The following is a 22,874-nucleotide window of genomic DNA, read 5'->3' as shown; positions in this document are numbered from 1 at the left end:
ACTTCACTGATGGGATGATTTTCTTTCAGACTTTTGGATGAGAAAAAGAAAAAGCTGGATCATTTACAATGACCCAGCTCATACTTGAATTATTTTGCCGTCGACTCAACAATTTCATCAACCGTCTTCATTACATCTTCAGAAAGGACGGCAAGTCGCTTTTCACTGTCTTCCAAAGATGACCCTTTTACGGCGAAATAAAATTTCACCTTCGGCTCAGTTCCAGAAGGACGAAGACAGAACCAAGACCCGTCTTCCAGGAAGTATTTCAGTACATTTGATTTTGGCAAGTCGATAGCTTCTTCTTTGTTTTCAGTCAGAAGCGTCCGTTTGCTTACAGCGTAATCTTCTGCTGTGACAACCTGTTTGCCCGCCATTTTCTGCGGCGGATTTTGTCTGAAGGAAGCAAGAATCGCTTCAATTTGCTCTGCTCCTTGTTTGCCTTTCAGCGTCAGGGATTTCAGCCCTTCACGATAAAAACCATACTCGTTAAAGAGATTGATGAGCGCCTCATACAAAGACATTCCCAGTTTTTTATAGAACGCGCAAACTTCAACTGCCAAAAGCGCAGCCTGAATGGCGTCCTTATCGCGGGCAAAATCCCCGATTAAATAACCGTAGCTCTCTTCATAACCGAATTGGAAGGTATACTGGCCTGATGCCTCGTATTCCTTAATCTTTTCACCGATAAACTTAAAGCCTGTCAGCGTATCAATCGTATCAAGGCCGAATGAAGAAGCTACAGCACGGCCGATTTCGCTTGTGACGATCGTTTTGAGAACAACACCATTATCAGGCAGGATGCCTTGTTTTTTCTTTTCAGAAAGAAGGTAATGAAGCAGCAGCGCTCCGGTTTGGTTTCCTGTCAGCACTGTATATTTGCCTTGATCGTTTTTCACCGCGATGCCGAGGCGGTCAGCATCAGGATCTGTCGCGATGAGAATATCTGCATTCTGCTCCTCCCCAAGCTTAATGGCATATTCGAATGCCGCATGCTCTTCCGGGTTCGGCGATGTAACAGTGGAGAAGTTTGAATCCGGCAGTTCCTGTTCTTTGACAACCGTTACATTTTTGTAGCCGAGTGCTTCAAGTCCGCGTCTGACCGGTTTATTTGCAGTTCCATGCAACGGTGTGAAAACAACCTTTACATCTACTTCTTCCGATAATTCAGGATGTACAGAAATCGACGTCAGTTTTTCTGTATAAACTTTATCAATATCTTCACCGATGATTTTGATTAAGCCTTTTTCTTTTAACTTATTTTCTTCGTCCACTGTGATCGTCAGCTCATTTTCAATCGCGTTTACCTGCTCAATGACGATGTCCGCTTCCTTTGGAGGCAGCTGGCCGCCATCATCCCCGTATACTTTGTAGCCGTTATATTCAGGCGGGTTATGGCTTGCCGTTACCACAATTCCCCCATAAGCGTTCAGCTGTCTGACAGCGAATGACAGCTCTGGCGTCGGGCGAAGCTCATCAAACACGTATGTTTGAATGCCTTGTGTCGCAAGTGTTTTTGCCGCTTCCATCGCGAACTCCGGAGATTTATGGCGGGAATCATAAGCAATGACAACGCCCCGTTTTTTCGCTTCCTCACCTTGCTTCGAGATGTATGCCGCAAACCCGGCCGATGCTTTGCGCACAGTGTAAATATTCATCCGATTTGTCCCGGCGCCGATTTCCCCGCGCATTCCGCCGGTACCGAATTCAAGGTCTTTATAGAAACAGTCCTCAAGGGCCTGTTCATCCCCCTCTAATTCAATAAGGCGCTCTTTTAATTCCGGATCTAAATGTTCTGTCTGTTTCCAGCGTTCATAGCTCTTTCTCCAAGTCATATTCGTCCTCCTATGTATCAGCTTATGCCATTATTTTATATGAAGCGGGTGCCTCTGTCACTTGATAACCTGAGATCTGGCCCTTTCGGCACGTAAAAAGAAATAACGGGCTGCAGACAGCCCGTTATGATTTATTGCTCAAGCGGTACGACCGCATCGTGTAAAAGCTTGTTGAGGTTTTCTGTATGTTTGTTTTTCGCCTGCTCATCCCATTGGAATCGCTCGCTCATAAAATCAATAACGGCATCTTTATATGTTCTTACCCAATTGATATCAAAAAATAAACGTCCCGTTCTGCGGACAAAGAAGTCAGCAGGGGTTGCAGTCATCTCTTCTTCTATACTGTATTCTGCCTCAGCAAGAATATGAACCGGAATGTTGCGTTTCGCGGCCTCATCTTTCAGCGCTTCTACCCGGTCAAAGACGCGATCTACGTTAGAGCCGTATCTGATCGCAAGCTGTTTTGCGTCTTTTTCTGATAAACCAGCTGCAATTCCTTCTTTTGTTTTCGCGGTAACGAAGGACATAAGATTTTTCGAACCGCCGACGTGCCCGCCAGAGATTGGCATGTTTTTCGTTTTACATGGTCCAAAATCCTTTTCGCCCTCTTCTTTTAAGCGATCACGGACAAGATCAACGATGTGCTCCGCCATTTTTCTGTATCCAGTCAGTTTTCCGCCGGCAATGGTGATCAGACCTGAGTCAGATGTCCAAATCTCGTCTTTCCGTGAAATTTCAGAAGGATCTTTGCCTTCTTCATGAATCAGCGGACGCAGCCCCGCCCAGCTGGATTCGATGTCATTCACAGTAATATTCAGTTCCGGGAACATGTAATTGATTGATTTGATGACATAATCACGATCCTCCGTTGTCATCCGCGGATGCTCCAGCGCCTCTTTGTAAACAGTGTCTGTTGTTCCCACGTATGTTTTGCCTTCACGAGGAATCGCAAATACCATCCGGCCATCAGGTGTATCGAAATATACAGCCTGTTTCAGCGGAAAGACAGACTGGTCAAATACAAGGTGAATGCCTTTTGTATGCTGCAAATGCTTTCCGTTTTTCGAATGGTCTTTTTCTCTGAGCTGATCGACCCAAGGGCCTGTAGCATTGACAATTTTTTTCGCATACACTTTATATTCTTTCTTTGTCAGCACATCTTCAATTAATACGCCGACGGCTTTGCCTTTTTCGTAAAGAAGCTCCTTCACTTTGGAGTAATTCACAGGCTCTGCCCCGAATTTCACCGCTTCCTTCATGACTTCGATGGTCAGTCTCGCATCGTCAGTGCGGTATTCCACATAGTACCCGCCGCCTTTTAAGCCGTCTTTTTTCACCAAAGGCTCTTTTTGCAGCGTTTCTTTTGCTGAAAGCATGCTTCTTCGTTCTGACTTTTTCACACCTGCAAGGAAGTCATAAACTCTTAACCCGATAGATGTTGTAAATGAACCGAATGTGCCGCCTTTATGAAACGGAAGCAGCATCCATTCCGGTGTAGTGACATGCGGGCCGTTTTCATACACAATCGCCCGCTCTTTTCCTACCTCAGCGACCATTTTCACTTCAAATTGTTTTAAATAGCGCAAGCCGCCATGTACCAGCTTCGTTGATCGGCTTGATGTTCCCGCCGCAAAGTCCTGCATTTCGCTTAGTGCGACCTTCATTCCCCTTGATGCCGCGTCAAGAGCTGTTCCGGCTCCTGTAATTCCTCCTCCGATAATAAATAGGTCATATGTTTTTTTCGTCATGTCTGTCAGCATGCGATCTCTTTCAAGACTTGAAAATTGATGTTTCATCATTACGTTTCCTCCTTGTTGTCACGGTAAATAGAAAAAGAGACCACAACAGCCAAAGTGCATGCTTACACTTTGGTGCTGTGGTCTCTCCTCATCTCAGGACCGTTCTTATTAACTTGTAATCATTATACCATAGTATTACTTTATTTGAAAGCCATAGCTGCTTTTACGGCTTTTTGCCAGCCTTTATACAGCTCATTTCGTTTTTCTTCTTCTAATTCAGGTTCAAACCGTTTATCCAGATTCCACTGGTTCGCGATTTCAGAACGGTCCTTCCAGAATCCCACAGCGATACCTGCCAAATAAGCCGCGCCAAGTGCAGTCGTTTCATTAATTTCCGGGCGCTCCACAGGAACATTCAACAGGTCTCCTTGGAACTGCATTAGGAAATTGTTTTTTACAGCTCCTCCGTCTACACGAAGCGTCTTTAATGAAATGTTTGAATCTGCTTCCATTGCGTCAAGCACATCTTTGGTCTGATAAGCCAATGACTCCAGTGTCGCACGGATAAAGTGCTCTTTTGTTGTCCCTCTTGTCAGGCCGAAAACCGAACCGCGCACATCGCTGTCCCAGTAAGGCGTTCCCAGTCCGACAAAGGCCGGAACGACATATACGCCGTCAGTTGAATCCACTTTCTCTGCATAAGATTCGCTAAGCGAAGAGTCCTGGAACATTCTCAATCCGTCTCTAAGCCACTGGATGGCAGAGCCAGCGACAAAAATGCTTCCTTCTAACGCATAGTTCACTTTTCCGTCAATGCCCCAAGCAATTGTTGTCAAAAGCCCATGTTCGGACTTAATTGCTTTTTCCCCGGTATTCATCAGCATGAAACATCCTGTGCCGTAAGTGTTTTTCCCCATGCCTTCTTCAAAGCATGCCTGGCCGAACAATGCGGACTGCTGGTCGCCTGCCGCTCCAGCAATCGGGATATTTTTTCCGAAGAAGTGATAATCAACAGTCTCCGCATACACATGAGAGGACGGCTTCACTTCAGGGAGCATGGATTTCGGTACGCCTAGAATGTCGAGCAGTTCATCGTCCCATTTTAAATCGTAAATATTAAACATCAGTGTTCTTGAGGCATTGGAGTAATCGGTCACATGCGCTTTTCCGCCTGACATTTTCCAAATGAGCCACGTATCAATCGTTCCAAACAGCAGCTCGCCTTTTTCCGCTTTTTCTCTTGCGCCTTCCACATTGTCTAAAATCCACTTCACCTTCGTGCCGGAGAAGTATGGATCGATTAAAAGCCCAGTTTTTTCTCTGAATTTATCATTATATCCTTTTTCACGAAGTTCCTCACAAATGCCGGACGTCTGTCTGGACTGCCAAACGATTGCATTATAGACAGGACTTCCTGTATCTTTATCCCACACAACCGTCGTCTCGCGCTGGTTCGTGATGCCGATGCCGGCAATTTGAGAAGCGCTGATTCCTGATTCAGAGATGACTGAGGCGATAACCGCAAGGACAGAGCCCCAAATTTCATTGGCATTATGCTCAACCCAGCCAGGATGCGGGAAGTATTGTGTAAATTCCTTTTGAGCAGAGTGGACAATTTTGCCTTCTTTATTAAACAGAATCGCTCTTGAACTTGTCGTCCCCTGATCTAAGGATAAAATGTACGTTTCCATAAGATGTCTCCCCTTTGATTAAATATATTTAGAATTTGATAATGTTTTAGCAGAATGTGATTTCGTATAAACATAGAGTCCTAACAATACCACAACCAATATAACGCTTACAATCCAGAAGCTGCTTGTGATGTGCCCTTTAAATGCAGCGTTGTAAAATACGCCGCCGAATGATCCGCCTAAAATCGGGCCGACTACCGGAACCCATGCGTATTTCCAGTTTGATGAGCCCTTCCCCGGAATCGGAAGAAAAGCGTGGGCTATCCGCGGACCTAAGTCACGTGCAGGATTGATAGCATAGCCGGTGGTGCCTCCCAGAGAAATACCGATTGCTACAATGAGGAAACCGACGATTAAAGGATTAAGTCCTTCTGTAAATTGATTTGCCCCAATGGCCAAGATTCCAAGTACAAGGACAAATGTCCCAATCACTTCGCTTAAAACGTTTGCAAATGTATGCGGAATGCTGGGCCCTGTTGAGAAAACACCCAGCTTGGCAGCGGGATCATCCGTTGACTTCCAGTGCGGGAGGTAATGCAGATAAATAATCACCGCACCGATGATCGCTCCGATCATTTGCGCCGCAATATAAACCGGAACCTCTTTCCAAGGAAAATCTCCTACAAATGCAAGCGCTATCGTTAGCGCCGGATTCAAATGGGCACCGCTGATGCCGCCAACCGCGTATGCCGCCATGGCAACACCCAATCCCCATCCAAATACAACAACAATCCAGCCAGACTGGAATGAAAGCGATTTCTTTAAATTGACACCTGCACAAACACCTGCACCAAAAATGATAAGCAGCATCGTACCGATGACTTCTCCCCAAAATGCTGTCATAGCACATTCCTCCTAAAGTCACGATTAAAAAGCATGATAGAGAAGAAGAGAATAAAAAAACCACAACAAACCGCTTTACGGGTGCATAAACATTTGCCGTAAAGAGCTGCTGTGGTCTCCGAGTTCTCCATCACAATGTATTAACCTAGTGCAATTGTATCAGTGCATGAAAGCGGTGTCAATCACTTTCCGTCAAAAAGTTTTCATATTTTTTCCACAATTTGGTATTAGACGTTGTGACAGCTACAGCCCCCGCTTTCAATGCCTGCTCTACATCCTCTTCCTTACGGATGAAACCCCCGGCAAAGATGGGAATCCCTGTTTTCTCTTTTATTTCCTGAATGAGTGACGGAACGATGCCGGGAAGCACTTCGATGAAGTCAGGCTTATGCTTGCCGATAAACTCCATGCTTTTCTCCATCGCGCTTGTATCAAGCAAAAACAGGCGCTGAATGGCATAAATTTTCTTCTGCTTCGCTTTGGCAATCACGTTCGATCTTGTGGAAATAATCCCAGCGGGCTTGATATCCTGACATATAAATTCCGCACCGTATTCGTCATGCTTAATCCCTTGAATGAGATCGACGTGCACCATCATGTTCTTTCCGTGCTTTTGCGCTTCTTTGATCACGCCCTTCAGCTGCCCGAGATGAATATCAAGAATAACACCGTAAGAGAACGAACTGCTCAAAAACTCATCAAATTGCTTCATATTGCGAATAGCCGGTAAGATCGGCTGGTTGTGAAAACTCATCATGTGCTCCTTTAATAAATCACTTTTATATTATATCGTTTGAAAGCTTTCTTTCACCGTTTTCACGATAAAGGAAAGGTCCTCTTCTGTCAGGCAAAATGGCGGCGCAAGCTGGATGACATTGTTGTAGCCGGCGACTGTATCGCCGTTTTTGCCGATGATCAGCCCTTTTTCTTTGCACGCCGCAACCACTTGGTTTACTTTGGCTGCATCAGCCGGCTCTTTAGTCAATTTATCTTTGACGAGTTCGATTCCGATCAGCAGCCCTTTTCCTCTAACATCCCCGACTGCCGGGTGTTCTCTCAGAGCTTGGAGCTCACCTAAAAGCTTTGCTCCAAGATCGCGGGATCGCTGAATCAGCTGTTCGTCCTCCATAATTTGCAGGTTTTTCAACGCCAAGGCACAGGCAGCCGGGCTTCCGCCGAACGTGTTCACGTGGCGGAAACGGTCATAAGGAGCTTCCCCCTGATACGCTTCGAAAATGTCCCGTTTCACAGCAGTCGCTGACAATGGCAGATACGCGCTTGTGATTCCCTTTGCCATCGTAATGATATCAGGCTTCACACCGTAGTGCATAAACCCGAACGGCTCGCCTGTCCGTCCAAACCCGCAGATCACTTCATCGCAAATCAAAAGGGCTCCGTGGCGCCGGCAAATGTCCTCCACCTTTTTCATATATCCGTCCGGCGGCATTAGGATGCCTCCGCCTGTAATGATGGGCTCCATAATGACCCCGGCAATCGTTTCGCTTAATTCCCATGTCATGATGCGGTCGATTTCATTTGCGCTTTCAAGCGTGTCTGCATCATCAGGATTCCGGTATATATCTGGCGGAGCTGCATGCAGAAATCCTTGGCTCAAAGGCTCGTATTTATATTTCCGCTGCGCCTGTCCGGTAGCTGAGAGCGCTCCCAATGTATTGCCGTGGTATGCCCGATATCTTGAGATGAATTTATAACGGCTGTGGTCGCCGTTTTGCAGATGGTACTGGCGGGCAATTTTAAAAGCAGTTTCGTTTGCTTCCGATCCGCTGTTGGAAAAAAAAATAACATAATCGCCGCCAAGCCATTCATTCAGCTTTTCCGCCAGTTGAATTGCGGGTGCGTGACTTTGCGTTAACGGGTAGTAAGGCAGCTCCTTTAGTTGCTCATAGGCAGCCTCCGCAAGCTCCTTTCTGCCGTAACCAATGTTGACGCACCACAAACCGGACATCGCATCCAAATAGCGGCGTCCGTCTATGTCGGTTACCCAGGCCCCCTCGGCCTTCTGGGCTATCAGGCTGTCCGCTTGATGCGCTCCCTTCATGGCATGCCACACAAATTGCTCATCTTTTTGCTTTAATCCCTGATTTTGCTGAATGTTTTCCATCCCCATCATCTCCATTTCATTAGCGTTCCCTATAATGCCAATTCAATTGAAACAGACCTTCTCTTTATGTGATGTCTTGGTGATGATTTCCCTGCCTTCAATATAAAGCCAGACCGGGTCAGAGTCAATAAACCGCGTAAATAATAAAACATCCCCTTTCTCAAGAAGAAAGAGGATGCAGCTTCCAAAGCAAAACAGGCAAAGTGACAATGCTTAGGATCGTACTGATAAAGGTCGCACTCGAAACAACTTGGACAGCCATTGCAATAGCAATGGAAGCCTAGCCGATTTCTGTATGATATAGGAAATGGCGAAAATACAGAAACTCCATAAGGCTCCTCCACTATACAATTTACTTTTTTTAAAGAAAGCACCTAAACAATTCCGCTTTTGTTTTAAAAAACCCGCCAATTCAGGCGGGTTTTTTGGGGATTATTTTTTATATTGAATATGATAAATATCACGCCGTCTGTCTTTTAGCTGGCGCACTGTACCGTTTTGGCGCTGTCTTCTGAGAATTTCCAGGTCAACATCGCCGATGACGACCATTTCAATATTCGGGTTTGTTTCGCCGACAATGCCGTCTCGGGCGAATTCAAAATCAGACGGGGCAAAGATGCCTGACTGGGCGTATTGGATATCCATGTTTTCCGTTTGCGGAAGGTTTCCGACCGTTCCAGAGATAACCGTATAAATTTGATTTTCAACCGCTCTAGCCTGCGAACAGTATCTGACACGCAGATAGCCTTGACGGTCTTCTGTACAAAATGGCGTAAAGATGATTTTGGCTCCTTTATCAGCCGCAATCCGGGCAAGCTCAGGAAATTCAATGTCATAACAGATCTGGATCGCGATTTTCCCGCAGTCCGTATCAAACACGCGAACCTGGTCTCCTGCGCTGATCCCCCACCATTTGCGTTCATTCGGCGTAATATGGAGTTTGTATTGCTTCTCGATCGTTCCGTCCCGTCTGAACAGGTAAGCGATATTATAGATCTTGCCTTCCTCTTCGACGAAATGAGATCCGCCGATAATGTTGACGTTATACTTCACAGCCAAGTCAGTAAACAGGCTGATGTAATCTTCTGTATACTCGGTAATTCTCTGCACCGCCAAGCTCGGTGACCGTTCCTCAAGGAAGGACATCAGCTGGGTTGTGAAAATTTCCGGGAACACCGCAAAATCAGATCTTGCGTCTGAAGCAACATCGACATAGTATTCTACTTGATTCGCAAATTCCTCAAAGGAATAAATTTTCTTCATTTCGTATTGGATCACACAAATTCTAACAGGGAACGCCGATTTATAATAGCGTTTTGTCTGCTGAGGTAGATAATCGACATTATTCCATTCCATCAGCGTCGCATACTTGATCGAAGCTGTATCATCCGGGAGATAGTTCGGGTTAATTCGCATAAGGGTAAAGCCGTTCATCAGCTGAAAAGAAAGAACCGGATCGTAAATTTGGTGGCGTGTCACCTGTTCAACATACTCTCTCGCTGTCATTTCCTCTGCATATTTGTGATAGTTTGGAATCCGTCCGCCTATGATGATACTTTTCAGGTTTAAGCGTCTGGCTAAGTCCTTTCTCGCCTCGTACAAACGGTGGCCAATCTTCATTCGTCTGTACTTCGGGTCCACCATGACTTCAATTCCATACATATTCAAGCCGTCTGGATTATGGTTGGTGATATAACCGTCATCTGTAATGTCCTGCCATGTATGACGGTCATCATATTCATCAAAGTTAATCAGGAGACTTGAGCACGAACCGATAATTTCACCTTCGAATTCTGCACAAAACTGCCCTTCTGGAAAATGCTCCAAATGGCTGATTAAATGCTCCCGCTTCCAAGGCTCCATTCCTGGAAAGCAGTCCTTTTGAAGATCGATAATCTTGTCGATGTCTTTCTCTTCGATATTGCGGATCACCATTTTCTTTTCAAACCGGGTCAAATCTAATTTCTCAGACAACCTACTCGCTCCTTTCTAGTTTTGTGAGTTCAGATGATCAAGCAATAGGGCGAGCTCCATCTCCGCCATTGATTCAAGCCTGTGATCATAGTCTTCAAACATCAAGGTACCCGTTACTTTATTCGGGACAATGACACACTTCATGCCTGCACGTTTCGCAGCAATCGAACCATTGACAGAATCCTCAAACGCGAGACATTCCGCTGGCGATACCCCGAGGTTCTTTGCCGCCAATAAATAGAGTTCAGGATTCGGCTTCACCTCTTCCACATCATCAGCCGTTTGAATAACTTCAAAATCATCAAACAGGCCGATTTGCTTCAAATGGCCGGACACCCATTTATAATCAGAGCTGGAGGCAAGGCCTACTTTTAAGCCTAAATCCTTTGCCGCATTCAAATACGCTTCGACACCAGGTCTCGCTTTTTCTGTTTCCATGCGTTTGGCGAACCGCTCTCTTCTCAATTTTGTGAGCTCTTCATGGTTCAGCTTTTTCCCGATCTGCTCTTCTAAATAGTCAAAAGGCCGGAATCCCGCAGCAGTTCCGATGACCTTCCCCCAGACAGATAGCGGCAGCACTGAGCCGTGCTCTTCAAATATTTCCTGAAGAACCTCATATTCGTGTGTTTCTGTATCTAGAATAAGCCCGTCAAAATCAAAAATTAACGCTTTAATCACTGGGTACAACTCCTTTAGTCCGAATTGAGACATATGTATACACTCAACTATACCCCGAAACAAGTCTGCTTTCAAAAAGTAAGGTTTTATGTGAAGAAAGAGCCTGCACACTGCAAGCTCTTTCTTATTAATGAATGTTTTGGTGAGAAATGTTTGTCAGCGCTGATCCCGCAGACTCGTTCGACATCTGATTGACTGCCAGGTCTCCAAGCGCAACGATCCCGACTAGATTGTTTTGATCTACAATAGGAAGGCGGCGGATTTGGTGCTGGGCCATCAGCTGCGACGCGTCTTCCAGACTCATATTAGGGTTTCCTGATACGAGTTCTGTTGACATCACTTCTGAAACGGGTGTCTGGCCATCACGGCCCTGAGCTGTAGTTCTTAATGCAATGTCACGGTCAGTCAGCATTCCTTTTAAAACACCTTGCTCTACAACGGGGATCGCCCCGACGTTATGCTGTTTCATTAGAGAAGCCGCTTCCTGAATCGTTTGATTCGGAGAAACGGTTGCCACCTGCGTTGTCATTGTATCTTTAACTGAACTCATTGTCAGCACCCCTTTCAATCATTAGTATGTTCAGACACGAGCCGTTTAAAAAGGGAGTTAGAGGAAAGGTTTTATGATATGATTTCTCTGATACAAAAAGAGCTTTTCTAAAAATAGAAAAGCCCTTGCCGCATGATTATATCAGCCTTCTTTGACCGAAAAAGGCTTTGTTAGTCTTCTTTTGAAAGTCAGAAAAAGCAAACGGAAAATAAATCCCAAAATCATTCAGCATCTTGCTGTTTTTTTCAAAAATCGCCTGATCACTCAAATCAGAGTGCGGCGAAGGCTTGGTCAGGATAATATGTATCATTTGCAGACAAGCCATAATTTGAAATGCTTCTTTTAATGTTCCTTGGTAATAATGGTTATTTAAAGACAGAACGCCTTTCTTTTTAAAGCGCTGAATGTCCAGTTCGGAGAAATAAAGAGGAAATACATCATGGATCAGCTCCATAGACAGCTCCTTGATAAAGCTCTCCTGTTCTGCAGTTGCTGCGTTCACAATTCTCACGTCAATCACCTTTCTTGCCATCGAATATCCTAAGTCTTACTCAAGAATAGCACAGAAAAAAACGCGAAAGCTAAGGTAAGTGTTTCCTATGAGAAACAGCAGCCTTCCGCTTCGAAAAGGAGCCATTTAACATGAACCAAAAAGGCAGAGGGCTTGAGATCCTCATCAATGAAAAACAGGACGGCCAATGGCTGTTTTCCGTACTCAAAACAGCGCTCAAAGCTTCTAAACCAGTGATACAAGACTGGATGTCCCATCAACAGATAAAGGTCAATCACGAATCCGTCTTAAACAATATGATTGTAAAAAAGGGAGACCGCGTGTTCATTGATCTTCAGGAAAGTGAAGCATCTTCGGTCATTCCGGAGTATGGCGAGCTTGATATTTTATATGAGGACAATCATATGCTCATCGTCAATAAACCCGCTGGCATCGCGACGCATCCGAATGAGGATGGGCAAACCGGCACACTGGCTAATTTGATCGCTTATCATTATCAGATAAATGGCGAAACATGTAAGGTGCGCCACGTCCATCGTCTTGATCAGGATACATCTGGCGCTATCGTTTTTGCCAAGCATCGTTTGGCACACGCCATCTTAGACCAGCAGTTAGAGAAAAAGACGCTGAAGCGTACGTATACCGCCATCGCTGAAGGTAAGCTACGGACGAAAAAAGGGACAATTAATTCACCAATCGGCAGAGACCGATCACACCCGACAAGACGCCGGGTTTCACCAGGCGGGCAAACAGCCGTCACTCATTTCAAGGTAATGGCCAGCAATGCGAAAGAACGGCTGTCGCTCGTTGAATTAGAGCTGGAAACAGGCAGAACACACCAAATCCGTGTTCATCTGGCGAGCCTCGGCCATCCGTTGACAGGAGACTCGCTTTACGGAGGCGGGAGCAAGCTGCTAAACAGGCAGGCACTGCACGCCAATAAAGTACAAGCGGTTCACCCGATAACAGACGAGCTCATAGTTGCTGAAGCCCCTTTCCCTGCTGATATGAAAAACCTTTGTCGCACATATTTTTCATGAAGAAAAGCCGCAGGCACTGCCTCGGCTTTTTAAGTCACTCGTTTTCCATATATAATATAGCGCTTCGGGGCATTTCCGACGTATGAAAACGGATAACAGGTCGTCAGAATCAGCTCTTCCTTTTCATGCTGGAGCGTGATAATAGATGTGTCATCCTTATCGACAATTTTTGTTTTTACAATTTCATATGTGAATTCTCCATATGACAGGAGAATGCGGAGCCGATCCCCCTTTTCCAGCTCTCCCGTCCGGCGAAACACGGTATCCCGATGCCCCGACAGCACAATTTGTCCGTTTTCATCAGGATAATAGCTGTCCTTGTAATGCCCGACACCTTTTTCTAAATCATCAGCATCAGTGCCCTCCACGATCGGAAGCTCTGCATTGATTTTCGGTATTTCCAAAATGCCGCTCGCTTGGCCGGTCTCAGGCTTAAATGATGCTTTGTTCTTTGCTTGATCTGTGCTATTTTTCGTCCCCAAAAGTTCCTGCGGCTTTTCAGCCGCCAGTTTTGCTTCTTTTAATGTCTGTTCTGTTTTCATATTCGTATCGATCAATTTAAAGCCTCCATAGCCTGCGATCAATAGGCCGGCAGCAATGATGAATAGTGGAATAACTTTTTTCACGTTCTGGAGGCGCTCCTTTTTCTTCTGACATATAGATAAGTTCCTGACAATGTCACCGCCGCACCGATTACGATAAAGTTATAGTAGTTTGCTGATGTATCTGGAAGCGGATGCTCAGACCCGCTTTCCCCGCCATCGTTTCGTAACGGCAATGTGCTGATGCTATTAGCAGTATCAGCGTTTTTTGTGTTGTTGATTGGTATTTCATTGAATCTCGAAATGGCTGAAGGCGGCAGCTGATGAACCGGTGCTGTTCCCGGAGTTTCTTTTATATCAGGCAAATCTTCACCTGGCCTTGGATCCTCTTTAATCGGATCCTCCGTCACCGGATCATCTCCAGGCTCTTCCGTAATAGGGTCTTCTGTTACAGGGTCTTCAATATCACTGGCTTCAGCAAGCTTAATTCTTCCCTCTTTTGTATACGCAATTGGCTCATCAAAACTTTTCACGTACTCAACTGTCGCTTCCAAATCCTCAGGCCCTGTCACCGGATTTTTTCCCAGCAGTCCGATTGGCTGATATTTGGTCCCTGTCGCCGTCGCCATAAAGTTGTTGACAGTCAATGTATATGTGGCATCGGGCTGGATCTCGGTGCCATCTGCCATTTTTAAATCAACTGCTTTTCCGGTTTCTTTATCCCACGTATACGTAAACCCGCTGATGCTGTAGTCAGGCCCAAAAACCGGCGAGATTTGAGCATTGATAATCTCTCTTAAATCTTTTCCTTTAATCTCAAGCTTCGTTAACACATTTCCAAATGGCTGAATATTGTAAAGATCTCCCCACGTAATTGGGCCCTTCTTCAGCGCTTCACGTATGCCGCCGCCATTCATAAGGGCAAAATCCGTTTTCATGGCAGTTCTCATACCATCCGCAATCAGGTTTCCAAGAGGTGTATCGCCGTCATTTGAATACCCCCCTTCCATATCAACAGCGGCTTCGCCGACTACCTCGCTGATAATCGGTTCCGCAATTGTTTCGTATTTCTTTAAAATGTCTGACTCGCTGACATCCGGTTCGATTTTACTTTGATCAACATATACGATTTCCGCGGACTTTTTGACAATGTCTTTTGTCGTTTTATCGATCTCTACATCAACGACACCTATCGCTTTTCCATATTCAAACGCTTGAACAATCAGTTTTCCATTCACTTCACCGTTAACAACCTGATGATTATGCGCGGCAAAAATCACGTCAATTTCAGAATCTGTTTTGTTTGCAAGATCAGCGGACTCACCGGTAATGGCGTTGCCGTTTTGTTCAGCTGACATATGTGCGAGAACCGCGATGGCCTTCACGCCTTTTTTCTTCAGCTCTTTGGCCGCCTTATTCACCGCTGTTGCTTCATCTGTAAACTCGATATTTTTTATTCCTTCAGGCATAACCATGCCAGCTGCCGACTGTGTGACAACTCCGATAAAAGCAACGGGTACGCCCTCCACATTTATGATGTCATAAGCCGGCAAAAAGGGCTCTCCAGTTGATTTCATTTTACAATTGGCACATACAAGGGGAAAGTTCTGTCCATCATATCCGCTTGTGCCTTTCGGATGATCACCGCCATTTAAGATCCTCAGCAGTTCATCCGTGCCTTCATCAAATTCGTGGTTTCCCACGGTTCCGACATCAAATCCGATGTCCTCCATCAGTTCTACAGTCGGTTCATCCTGAAGAAGAGAGGAAACTGGAGAGCTTCCGCCGATCATATCTCCTGCGTGCACAATCAGCGAGTTTTTCTTTTCAGCCTTTTTTTCTTTTAAATATGCGGCGGCATAATCCATGCGTCCAAACGTGCCGTCTACAGTTCCATTTCCATCAAGATCAAGCTCATATTGCTGATCGATTTTGCCATGCAAATCATTCATGCTGAGAATTCTAAGCGGCACATGTTCTTGAGGTGCCGTTTGCCTTTTTTTATATCCCGCGCTCTCCGCTTCACTTGCTGAAGCGAAGAAAATTCTGTTTTCCACAGCTACCTTCTTCCAGTCAGCTGGCTTCACATATGTTTTATTCGACGAATCCCCTACATATCTTGTCAAGCCTTTCCCTTGCTCTCTGGCTCTGAATTCAAACGGCATTTCCATGAGCGGGTCGTTTTCATTCCAGATTCCTTTTTGGTCTTTTTTTGCAGCGGCTACTGCGGCCTGAAACTGCTGGTAATCCTCTTCATTGTCAACCGGCCAAATAAAATACGTCGGAGCATATCCATTTTTCACAAGCTCTAAGTTCACGTTTGATCCTGATTCGGTTATGACTTGTCCGAGAAGTCTGCCATAGCTGTCCTTGGCTTCACTTCCGACCTTGACAGTAATTTTATCACCTGGGGACAGAACCGTTTTTAGATAGTCAGATGCTTTTTTGCCAAATCTTAATTGATTTTCATCTGCGTCATTTTTTGGTGTGTGATATGTTTCGGGTGTATCTACATTTACAAACCGGATTTTTGTCGTTCCAAGCACCGGAGATTTGAGATGAATGGTATCGCCGTCAACGACCCGGTCAACAATCCCTTCATATTCTCCCTCCGCAGACGGAGGTGCGGGCTGCTCTTCAAGCAGCTTCAGGTCAGCCGATTTTCGCGGAAGCAGCTGAAAGGTTTGGTATCTGCTTAACACACCGGTAAAGTCATACCATTTGCCCTCATCAAGCTCGTTTATCACCCCTGTTTCATTCATAACCCGGAGCGTCATTGCATGATGGTCGTCATCAATCATTGTTACATTGTAACCGCCGCCGGCAGGAGAACTTGGAATTGAGGAAACAAAAGCGGTTAGTTTTACAAGGCGTCCTTCATACTGATCACCTAGGCTGCCGTTAATAAGTTCATTGATTGTTAAGTGTTTGGGGGCGGGGAGGGATTGGTTTGACTGGTTGATTTTGATGCCTGATGAGCTTGGAACGATTTCTTTCAGCCCCTGGTAAGACGCGATTTTCCCTGTCACCGTGACATCCATACCCTCTTTTAATTCGGGAAATTGTTCAGGGGATGGCGAATAAATGTTAATGCCTCCGGTTTCATCTTGCAAAAAGGTCGACAGCTTCCCGCCTCCGATTGCGTTTTGATCAGCTGTAATGATCCCTTTTATCGTTACTTCTTCATTCAGCCTTCCCCGGGCTTCATTTATGGTCACTGGCTGTTCAGCCGGCGGAGTTTTCGTGTCATCGGTTACGTTCATCGACTGAACGTTTTTAAGTCCTGTCGTGTTAAAGTAATTTTCAAGCTTTCCTTGAACCGTTATCTTTTTCCCAAGAAGAAGCGGATTGGTTTGCAGCCCAAATTGGCTTCTGAAGGCGGAGGGGATTTGCACAGGAAGGATGTGATCAGGCGATGTCTCGTTTTTACGGTCTGCCAGCGCGACATTATAATCATTTGAAAAAGGACTTGTCAGCTTATAATGCTGCGGGGAAACAGCCTGGCCGACTGCATATCCTTCGATAAGCGCCTGTCCTTCTTTTTGCTGTATTGCCTTCTCAATCGATATAGGCTGTTGCGGTTCAGCTGCCTTTACAGCTTCGAACGTGTACATTACATTTAAGAACATTAATGCCGTGAACAACACAATATGCAGAATACGCCTCATCATATTTCCTCCCTTATACACATAATGACAATGACTTTGTCTGTCTATCATTTCGACAGACAGCATATAATTCCTTTCAGGCTTCTGCATAATAAGCGGCAGACTGACACAAAATACAGCTGATCTGAAAAAAAAGGAGGAATTCGGTTTGGATCAGTTCAATCAGCAGCAGCAATCCCAAATGAACAAAGGTATTCCTGGCAAACCGCATAAAAACCATGGCGGACATGAAATGTTTGATATGCATGAGGTGCTTTCCGGAACACTTACTGTGCTTGATCAGTTTATGATGCTGAGACAATTCTGTAAGGATCAAGAATTATTAAACATCCTTGATCGTCAACATCAATTCATCACATCTCAATACAATATAACTGCAGAATGCTTCAAAACAGGAAGCGAACCTTCACAAAAAACAGCAACTTATATGATGAAGGAAGACAACCAGACTGTTTACGGCATGCAGCCGTCACAGCCTAAAAAACCTGTTCAATCCATGAATGATATTGATGACAGCATCATCAGCCGACAAATGCTTTGCGCGATTAAAGCACAAGCTTCTATGCTGACGATGGCTTCTCTGGAAATGACAAATCCGGCCGTAAGACGCGTACTGTCTGCGCAAATTCAGGAGTATGTTGAAATGGCATTTGAAATTTTCCTATACCAAAACAAACACGGCTATTACCAGGTTCCTCAGCTTGATGCGCAGGATATGGAACAGCTGAGAAATTCATTCGCCCCTGCCCAAGGACAAATGCCTCCGACACAAGGCGGAATGGGCCAGCAAGGACTTCACTAATAACAAAGGCATTGGATAGATACTATCCAATGCCGCACTGTTTTTTTCGAATTTTTTCTTGAAATCTTTTTCAAATTGATCAAGACTTTCCTTTGTTGCTGATTTAAACCCTTTTTCAAAGTCCCCTTTTCTTGCTGTTTCCTTAATCATTTCTGAAATAATGTCTTTCCCATATTTGTCCGTCAGCTCATCGATCATATAAAAGCTTTGCAAATAGACATCAGTGTCATATTCGGCTCTGGCTTCCTGCCAGTCTCGATCAGTCTGCAAACGGTCAAAGGGCACGACAGAAAACGTGATCGGATCTATGAGCAATTCATAGTTCGCAATCCACTCGCTTAACCCTTCATGAAACCATAACGGAAACTCATCGGGATCCGTCTCAAGCTCCTTCAATTTCTGATGAAACGCATGGTGCGAGTATTCATGAATCAACAATCTCTGGTACAAATAAACCGCTACCTCGTCCCCTTCTAACAGTTTCTTTTTCTCTTCAGGCAACAGTCCAATCAACTGCTCCCGCTCAGAATAAAAACCAACTACATCCAATAAACCGGAGTAAACCTCCATCTGTTTTTCATTAGGAAAAAAAATAATGTCAATAGGCTTTTGATTCGAATCTCCAATCATAATCTGATTAATACTGACCGCATATTCAAGCGTTTCTTTCGTCAATGGCAGTAGGGGCTTTTCCTTAGAAGTGTAATAAATATCGGCCTGTTTGAATGACTCTTTCTTCATGTGCTTCGTCACTTGTTCTTTTGTTATTCCAGATGCCTGACCTGGAAAAGACAGGATATACATCGCGCTTGATACGATGGCTGAGCTTACAGCCAGCATCACAAGGACTCCGCACAGGAATAGAGCGGATGCCGCACGCTTTCCTATGCCATCCCGCAAACGTCTCCCTCCCTGAGCCGGTCCGTCTTGTACCTTTTTATTTTTACTCTATGCAGCCTGAGTTCGCAGTGTGTCATTAACGCAAAGAAAAAGCCGCACAAATTGTGCGGCTTTTTTTATTTATTCAGCGTTAGGGAATACGCGCTGTACAGTTTGTGTAAATTCATCAAATAATCCGGCGATTGGGTCACCATTTTGAATGCGCTTTCCATATCCTTGCATACGCTCTACAAAATCAGGGTTAGCTGAAACGTAAACATTATCAATGTTTTTGTCAGTAGATCTTACCTTTTTGGCTATTTTTTTCTTCAAATTGTCTTCTACTGCACCTTTATTTCCATTAGTTAAAACGACTGCAACGTAAGCTTGATTTCCAGCAACAATGACATCGGCATGTTTTACTTCTTTTAGGTCTGTTACTTTATCAGCTGCTTCATCAGCAACCTCGAGTTTCCGGTCGTTGTTATTATCGTCATTTACACGATTGTTATTGTTATTGACATTATCAGTAACATTGTTGTCAACATTATCCCGGTTGTTTACATTGCGCATATCGTCATTGGCCGGATTTCGATAATTTACATTTCTTACATCATTATTATCACGTCTGCCCTCACCTTGGTCGGCCACACCGCAGCCAGTCATAAGCAAAGGGATAAGAAGCACAGACGCAAGGACTTGTTTTTTTCCAAGCATGTGAATTCCTCCTTTATCACTTTACGTATAGGTTTTTCTAACTGGCTTTAATTATGCATGCAAATCTGGAGGAAATGCTTTCCCGGGAAATATAACGGTTAATTTGTCTAATGAGGGGGAAAATATGAATACATTGCAAAGGAGGGATCATGTTGTTCAACCAGCGAAGAGGAATCAGCCCCACAGCATTGATCATAGGATCAACTATGCTTATTGCTGCATTATCACCTCAGATCCGCCACAGAATCAGCGGGTTTATCACAGGACAAATGAACAGACGAAATTCAGAAAATAACACGTTCGATGCTTCTAATGTAGGAAACATAGTCAAACAAGCATTTGGCGGCGGCAGCGGTGATAACCAGGACCGTTCGCAGCATCAAAGCCAGCGGCAAAATGGCCGTCAGCACCAGCACGCAGGACAGCAGCAACCACAGCATCAGCATACACAGTCTCAAACTAGGCAAACTGAGACTGCCGCGAAAAAAAGACAGCCGCATTATGCTGAACCCATCCATTTTGAACAAAGCGCAATGAATGTCATGGACGACAACACGATGATGGAAATGCTGGAGGACTTAGAACCCGGCCGTTAAAAAAACGTGTAATCCTTGTTTGGGGATTACACGTTTTCATATGTTACGCTTCTTCAGCTTCAATCACTCTGGATTGATCATGAAATGCCCCTTGATCAATTTCCTTTGTGACCTTACTTGTAATAAGACCGGATGTCATGCTTCCGCTGACATTCAAAGCAGTACGCCCCATGTCGATTAACGGTTCAATTGAGATTAACAAACCAGCGAGCGCGACAGGCATGTTTAATGATGATAAAACAAGAAGCGCCGCGAATGTGGCTCCGCCGCCGACTCCGGCAACACCGAAGGAGCTGATGGCAACGACTGCGATAACAGTGATAATAAACACCGGGTCAAATGGATTTTGGCCAACAGTCGGAGCAATCATCATCGCCAGCATCGCAGGATAAATGCCGGCACATCCATTTTGGCCGATCGAAAGACCGAACGAACCGGCAAAGTTTGCGATTCCCTCCGGTACACCCATGCTTCTCTGTGTTTTAATATTCAGCGGTAAAGCACCTGCGCTAGACCTTGACGTAAATGCAAATACAAGTACAGGCACCGCTTTTTTCAAATAAATCACCGGATTCAAGCCACTGAACGTCAGCAGCAGCAAATGAATGATAAACATAGTGATTAACGCGGCATATGAAGCAATCACGAACATGCCCAGTTTTAAAATGCTGTCAAGATCACTCGTGGCAATCGTTTTTGTCATGATGGCCAGCACCCCATAAGGCGTCAGTCTCAAAATGAGTGTGACAACACGCATAACAATGGCATAAACGGCATCAACCAGTTTTTTAAATGTTTCTGCCTGTTCCGGCTGTTTGTGTTTTACGCCGAGGAATGCCACTCCAAGGAAAGCGGCAAAAATAACGACAGCGATCGTTGAAGTCGGTCTAGCTCCCGTGAAATCTAAAAACGGGTTTCCAGGCAGCAGTTCAACAATCTGCTGCGGCAGCGTTTTCGCTGTCATATCCTCTGATTTCTGCTGAAGCTCCTGTCCCCGTGAAAGCTCTGTACTTCCTTGGTCAACCTGAATCGCCTGCAGATCAAATGAAAGTGCGGACGCGATACCGACAGCTGCAGCAACAGCTGTTGTTGCTACTAAAATCCCGATAATCAAACCGCTGATTTTTCCAAGACTTTTTGTCAGCTTCAGCTTTGTAAATGCGCCGAGAATCGAAATAAAGACGAGCGGCATAACAACCATCTGAAGCAATTTGACATATCCGCCCCCGGCAATATTAAACCAGTCGGCTGTTTGAATGACTATATTAGAAGTCGGGCCGTAAATCAGCTGAAGCGCAAATCCGAATACAATTCCCAGCCCCAGCGCAGTAAATACACGTTTAGAGAAGGAAACATGTTTTTTCTGCATAACAAAGAGCCCTAAGATAAGTAAAAATAAAATAAATACATGTAATACAACCAGTAAAGTCTCCAAAGCAGGTAAACTCTCCCTTCGAATTTTCTCATTTACTATATTACACTAATTCCGATGGGTCAAGTGCGAATTATTTTAACTTATCAATTCAAGTAAAAAAACCTTATATAATGCCTTTTTTGTTCTTTTCTTTCCCTTCCATCTTTAGTACCTTATATAAGGGTGATAATATTTGCTGAAAGAACTGTTTGTAAATTTGACCATTTTAATCACATTTAATTATCTCTTCACCCACCTGTTTAAAGAAAGGCTAGTACATAAAAAAGACAGCATATCCTTTCAAGCTGTTAAAGGACTGGCCTGCGGTTTGCTCGGGGTTATTCTGATGGTTTTTGGATTTACCTATCAGCATTCAATTATTGATCTTCGAAATATCCCTATTATGATTGCCGCTCTTTATGGAGGCTGGGTTTCAACGGCAACGGCCCTGGCCATGATCACTGCAGGCCGCTTGCTGATTACGATGAACACATCTGCACTATACTCGGTTATTATCATTTGTATCGCTGCCATTCCGTCACTCATTGTTTCTAGAAGAAAAAAAGTTCAACTAAAACATGCTTTCTATCTTTTAATAATCACAAATAGCTTGATCTCCTTTTCCTTTTATTTTCTTATAGATTTACATTCATACGAACTTCATTTGTATTTTTGGATCATATCAATAGCGGGCGGCATGCTCAGTTTATATATTATTGATCATGAAACAAATGCACATCTTCTTTTTAAACAATATAAGTTTCAGGCGCACTTTGACTTTTTAACAGGCGTGTATAACCGAAGAAAGTTTGAAGAAACCACAAAAGCTCTGTATCAGCAGGCGGCCGATACCCCGCATTTTCAATTTGCACTGATTTATATGGATATCGATCATTTTAAGACCATCAATGACCAATATGGCCATCATGAAGGAGATCAGGTGCTCAAAGAGCTGGGGTTACGTCTGAAGCAGAGCATCCGAAATACAGATCCTGCCGCTCGGATCGGCGGTGAAGAATTTGCCGTTCTCCTGCCGAACTGTTCTCTTGATAAAGCAGCCCGAATCGCTGAACGGATCAGGAGCGCTGTAAGCGATGCACCGATTGTATTAACAAACGGCGAAGAGCTTTCAGTTACGATATCACTAGGAGCCGCTCATTACCCCAATAATACGGAACAGCCAGGATCCTTGCCCATTCTTGCCGATCAAATGCTTTACAAAGCGAAAGAAACGGGACGGAACAGAGTGTGTTTTTCAGAAAAAAAAGAATGA

Annotated in this window: 19 protein-coding genes and 1 pseudogene; 4 read left to right on the top strand and 16 right to left on the bottom strand. The window is 44.7% G+C overall.

From position 1 onward, the window contains the following. Positions 1–89: 89 nt before the first annotated feature. The 11 genes and pseudogenes from pgcA to M1D65_RS05020 all read right to left on the bottom strand — a co-directional run bounded on the left by pgcA (position 90) and on the right by M1D65_RS05020 (position 11,964). The gene (pgcA, locus tag M1D65_RS05070) at positions 90–1,835 is read right to left on the bottom strand and encodes a phosphoglucomutase (protein ID WP_032721227.1); all 1,746 of its coding nucleotides are present in this window, start codon (positions 1,833–1,835) and stop codon (positions 90–92) included. 131 nt (positions 1,836–1,966) lie between these two features. Next, the gene (gene glpD / locus M1D65_RS05065) at positions 1,967–3,634 is read right to left on the bottom strand and encodes a glycerol-3-phosphate dehydrogenase (RefSeq protein WP_128740148.1); all 1,668 of its coding nucleotides are present in this window, start codon (positions 3,632–3,634) and stop codon (positions 1,967–1,969) included. Between the two features lie 140 nt (positions 3,635–3,774). Next, a complete protein-coding gene (gene glpK / locus M1D65_RS05060; protein ID WP_003233384.1) occupies positions 3,775–5,265 on the bottom strand; it encodes a glycerol kinase GlpK in 1,491 nt (496 codons plus the stop codon). 18 nt (positions 5,266–5,283) lie between these two features. After that, positions 5,284–6,108, bottom strand: a complete 825-nt coding sequence (gene glpF, locus M1D65_RS05055; protein WP_003233386.1) for a glycerol uptake facilitator protein GlpF — start codon at positions 6,106–6,108, stop codon at positions 5,284–5,286. A gap of 178 nt (positions 6,109–6,286) precedes the next feature. After that, positions 6,287–6,865 (bottom strand): glycerol uptake operon antiterminator GlpP, encoded by a 579-nt coding sequence (gene glpP, locus M1D65_RS05050; protein ID WP_276353903.1) that lies wholly within the window; start codon positions 6,863–6,865, stop codon positions 6,287–6,289. A gap of 27 nt (positions 6,866–6,892) precedes the next feature. Beyond that, on the bottom strand, positions 6,893–8,245 hold the full coding sequence (locus M1D65_RS05045; protein ID WP_003233390.1) for an aspartate aminotransferase family protein: 1,353 nt from the start codon (positions 8,243–8,245) through the stop codon (positions 6,893–6,895). 145 nt (positions 8,246–8,390) lie between these two features. Beyond that, positions 8,391–8,492 (bottom strand): annotated as a pseudogene (locus M1D65_RS05040) (AEC family transporter); the annotation flags it as partial. Positions 8,493–8,662: 170 nt separating this feature from the next. Further along, positions 8,663–10,204, bottom strand: coding sequence for a bifunctional GNAT family N-acetyltransferase/carbon-nitrogen hydrolase family protein (locus tag M1D65_RS05035; protein WP_032725279.1), 1,542 nt, complete (start codon positions 10,202–10,204; stop codon positions 8,663–8,665). A 15-nt stretch (positions 10,205–10,219) separates the two neighbouring features. Next, positions 10,220–10,882: an HAD family hydrolase gene (locus tag M1D65_RS05030; protein WP_033883027.1), complete on the bottom strand. Its 663-nt coding sequence runs from the start codon at positions 10,880–10,882 to the stop codon at positions 10,220–10,222. 127 nt (positions 10,883–11,009) lie between these two features. Beyond that, positions 11,010–11,432 (bottom strand): CBS domain-containing protein, encoded by a 423-nt coding sequence (locus M1D65_RS05025; protein WP_003245462.1) that lies wholly within the window; start codon positions 11,430–11,432, stop codon positions 11,010–11,012. Positions 11,433–11,568: 136 nt separating this feature from the next. Continuing rightward, the gene (locus M1D65_RS05020; protein WP_003233401.1) at positions 11,569–11,964 is read right to left on the bottom strand and encodes a YhcU family protein; all 396 of its coding nucleotides are present in this window, start codon (positions 11,962–11,964) and stop codon (positions 11,569–11,571) included. A gap of 110 nt (positions 11,965–12,074) precedes the next feature. Here M1D65_RS05020 and M1D65_RS05015 point away from each other — a divergent pair, with 110 nt between their 5' ends. Continuing rightward, positions 12,075–12,983, top strand: a complete 909-nt coding sequence (locus M1D65_RS05015) for an RluA family pseudouridine synthase (protein WP_003233404.1) — start codon at positions 12,075–12,077, stop codon at positions 12,981–12,983. A gap of 29 nt (positions 12,984–13,012) precedes the next feature. On the opposite strand, the gene srtA is transcribed toward M1D65_RS05015, so the two are convergent. Together srtA and yhcR are read right to left on the bottom strand one after the other, a co-directional pair. Beyond that, entirely contained in the window at positions 13,013–13,609 is a 597-nt protein-coding gene (gene srtA / locus M1D65_RS05010; RefSeq protein WP_003233407.1) for a sortase SrtA, read from the bottom strand. Further along, on the bottom strand, positions 13,606–17,259 hold the full coding sequence (gene yhcR / locus M1D65_RS05005) for an endonuclease YhcR (protein WP_456270800.1): 3,654 nt from the start codon (positions 17,257–17,259) through the stop codon (positions 13,606–13,608). The genes srtA and yhcR overlap by 4 nt, the downstream gene beginning before the upstream one ends. Positions 17,260–17,341: 82 nt before the next feature. Between yhcR and M1D65_RS05000 the strand changes: the two genes are divergently transcribed. Beyond that, positions 17,342–17,995, top strand: coding sequence for a spore coat protein (locus M1D65_RS05000; protein ID WP_009966881.1), 654 nt, complete (start codon positions 17,342–17,344; stop codon positions 17,993–17,995). Here M1D65_RS05000 and M1D65_RS04995 read toward each other — a convergent pair. After that, entirely contained in the window at positions 17,927–18,895 is a 969-nt protein-coding gene (locus tag M1D65_RS04995) for a hypothetical protein (RefSeq protein WP_064671171.1), read from the bottom strand. The genes M1D65_RS05000 and M1D65_RS04995 overlap by 69 nt on opposite strands. Before the next feature lie 120 nt (positions 18,896–19,015). Then, positions 19,016–19,591 (bottom strand): YhcN/YlaJ family sporulation lipoprotein, encoded by a 576-nt coding sequence (locus tag M1D65_RS04990; RefSeq protein ID WP_038829230.1) that lies wholly within the window; start codon positions 19,589–19,591, stop codon positions 19,016–19,018. 149 nt (positions 19,592–19,740) lie between these two features. Here M1D65_RS04990 and M1D65_RS04985 point away from each other — a divergent pair, with 149 nt between their 5' ends. After that, positions 19,741–20,187, top strand: coding sequence for a hypothetical protein (locus M1D65_RS04985; protein WP_064671170.1), 447 nt, complete (start codon positions 19,741–19,743; stop codon positions 20,185–20,187). Between the two features lie 43 nt (positions 20,188–20,230). Here the strand turns inward: M1D65_RS04985 and tcyP are convergent, their stop codons facing one another. Then, a complete protein-coding gene (gene tcyP / locus M1D65_RS04980; protein ID WP_456270799.1) occupies positions 20,231–21,622 on the bottom strand; it encodes an L-cystine transporter TcyP in 1,392 nt (463 codons plus the stop codon). Positions 21,623–21,794: 172 nt separating this feature from the next. Here tcyP and dgcK point away from each other — a divergent pair, with 172 nt between their 5' ends. Beyond that, positions 21,795–22,874 (top strand): diguanylate cyclase DgcK, encoded by a 1,080-nt coding sequence (dgcK, locus tag M1D65_RS04975; RefSeq protein ID WP_021479688.1) that lies wholly within the window; start codon positions 21,795–21,797, stop codon positions 22,872–22,874.

Source organism: Bacillus sp. JZ39, assembly GCF_053903145.1.
The sequence above is the reverse complement of the archived record's forward strand: the minus strand, read 5'-3'. Positions and strand labels throughout refer to the sequence as shown.

Coding starts and splice junctions, on each gene's coding strand:
- yhcR (WP_456270800.1), bottom strand. CDS start 17,259: ATGCTGTCTGTCGAAATGATAGACAGACAAAGTCATTGTCATTATGTG.
- M1D65_RS04990 (WP_038829230.1), bottom strand. CDS start 19,591: ATGCTTGGAAAAAAACAAGTCCTTGCGTCTGTGCTTCTTATCCCTTTG.
- M1D65_RS05020 (WP_003233401.1), bottom strand. CDS start 11,964: ATGGCAAGAAAGGTGATTGACGTGAGAATTGTGAACGCAGCAACTGCA.
- M1D65_RS05045 (WP_003233390.1), bottom strand. CDS start 8,245: ATGGAGATGATGGGGATGGAAAACATTCAGCAAAATCAGGGATTAAAG.
- glpP (WP_276353903.1), bottom strand. CDS start 6,865: ATGATGAGTTTTCACAACCAGCCGATCTTACCGGCTATTCGCAATATG.
- pgcA (WP_032721227.1), bottom strand. CDS start 1,835: ATGACTTGGAGAAAGAGCTATGAACGCTGGAAACAGACAGAACATTTA.
- M1D65_RS05025 (WP_003245462.1), bottom strand. CDS start 11,432: ATGAGTTCAGTTAAAGATACAATGACAACGCAGGTGGCAACCGTTTCT.
- glpF (WP_003233386.1), bottom strand. CDS start 6,108: ATGACAGCATTTTGGGGAGAAGTCATCGGTACGATGCTGCTTATCATT.
- M1D65_RS04985 (WP_064671170.1), top strand. CDS start 19,741: ATGTTGTTCAACCAGCGAAGAGGAATCAGCCCCACAGCATTGATCATA.
- glpK (WP_003233384.1), bottom strand. CDS start 5,265: ATGGAAACGTACATTTTATCCTTAGATCAGGGGACGACAAGTTCAAGA.
- glpD (WP_128740148.1), bottom strand. CDS start 3,634: ATGATGAAACATCAATTTTCAAGTCTTGAAAGAGATCGCATGCTGACA.
- M1D65_RS05015 (WP_003233404.1), top strand. CDS start 12,075: ATGAACCAAAAAGGCAGAGGGCTTGAGATCCTCATCAATGAAAAACAG.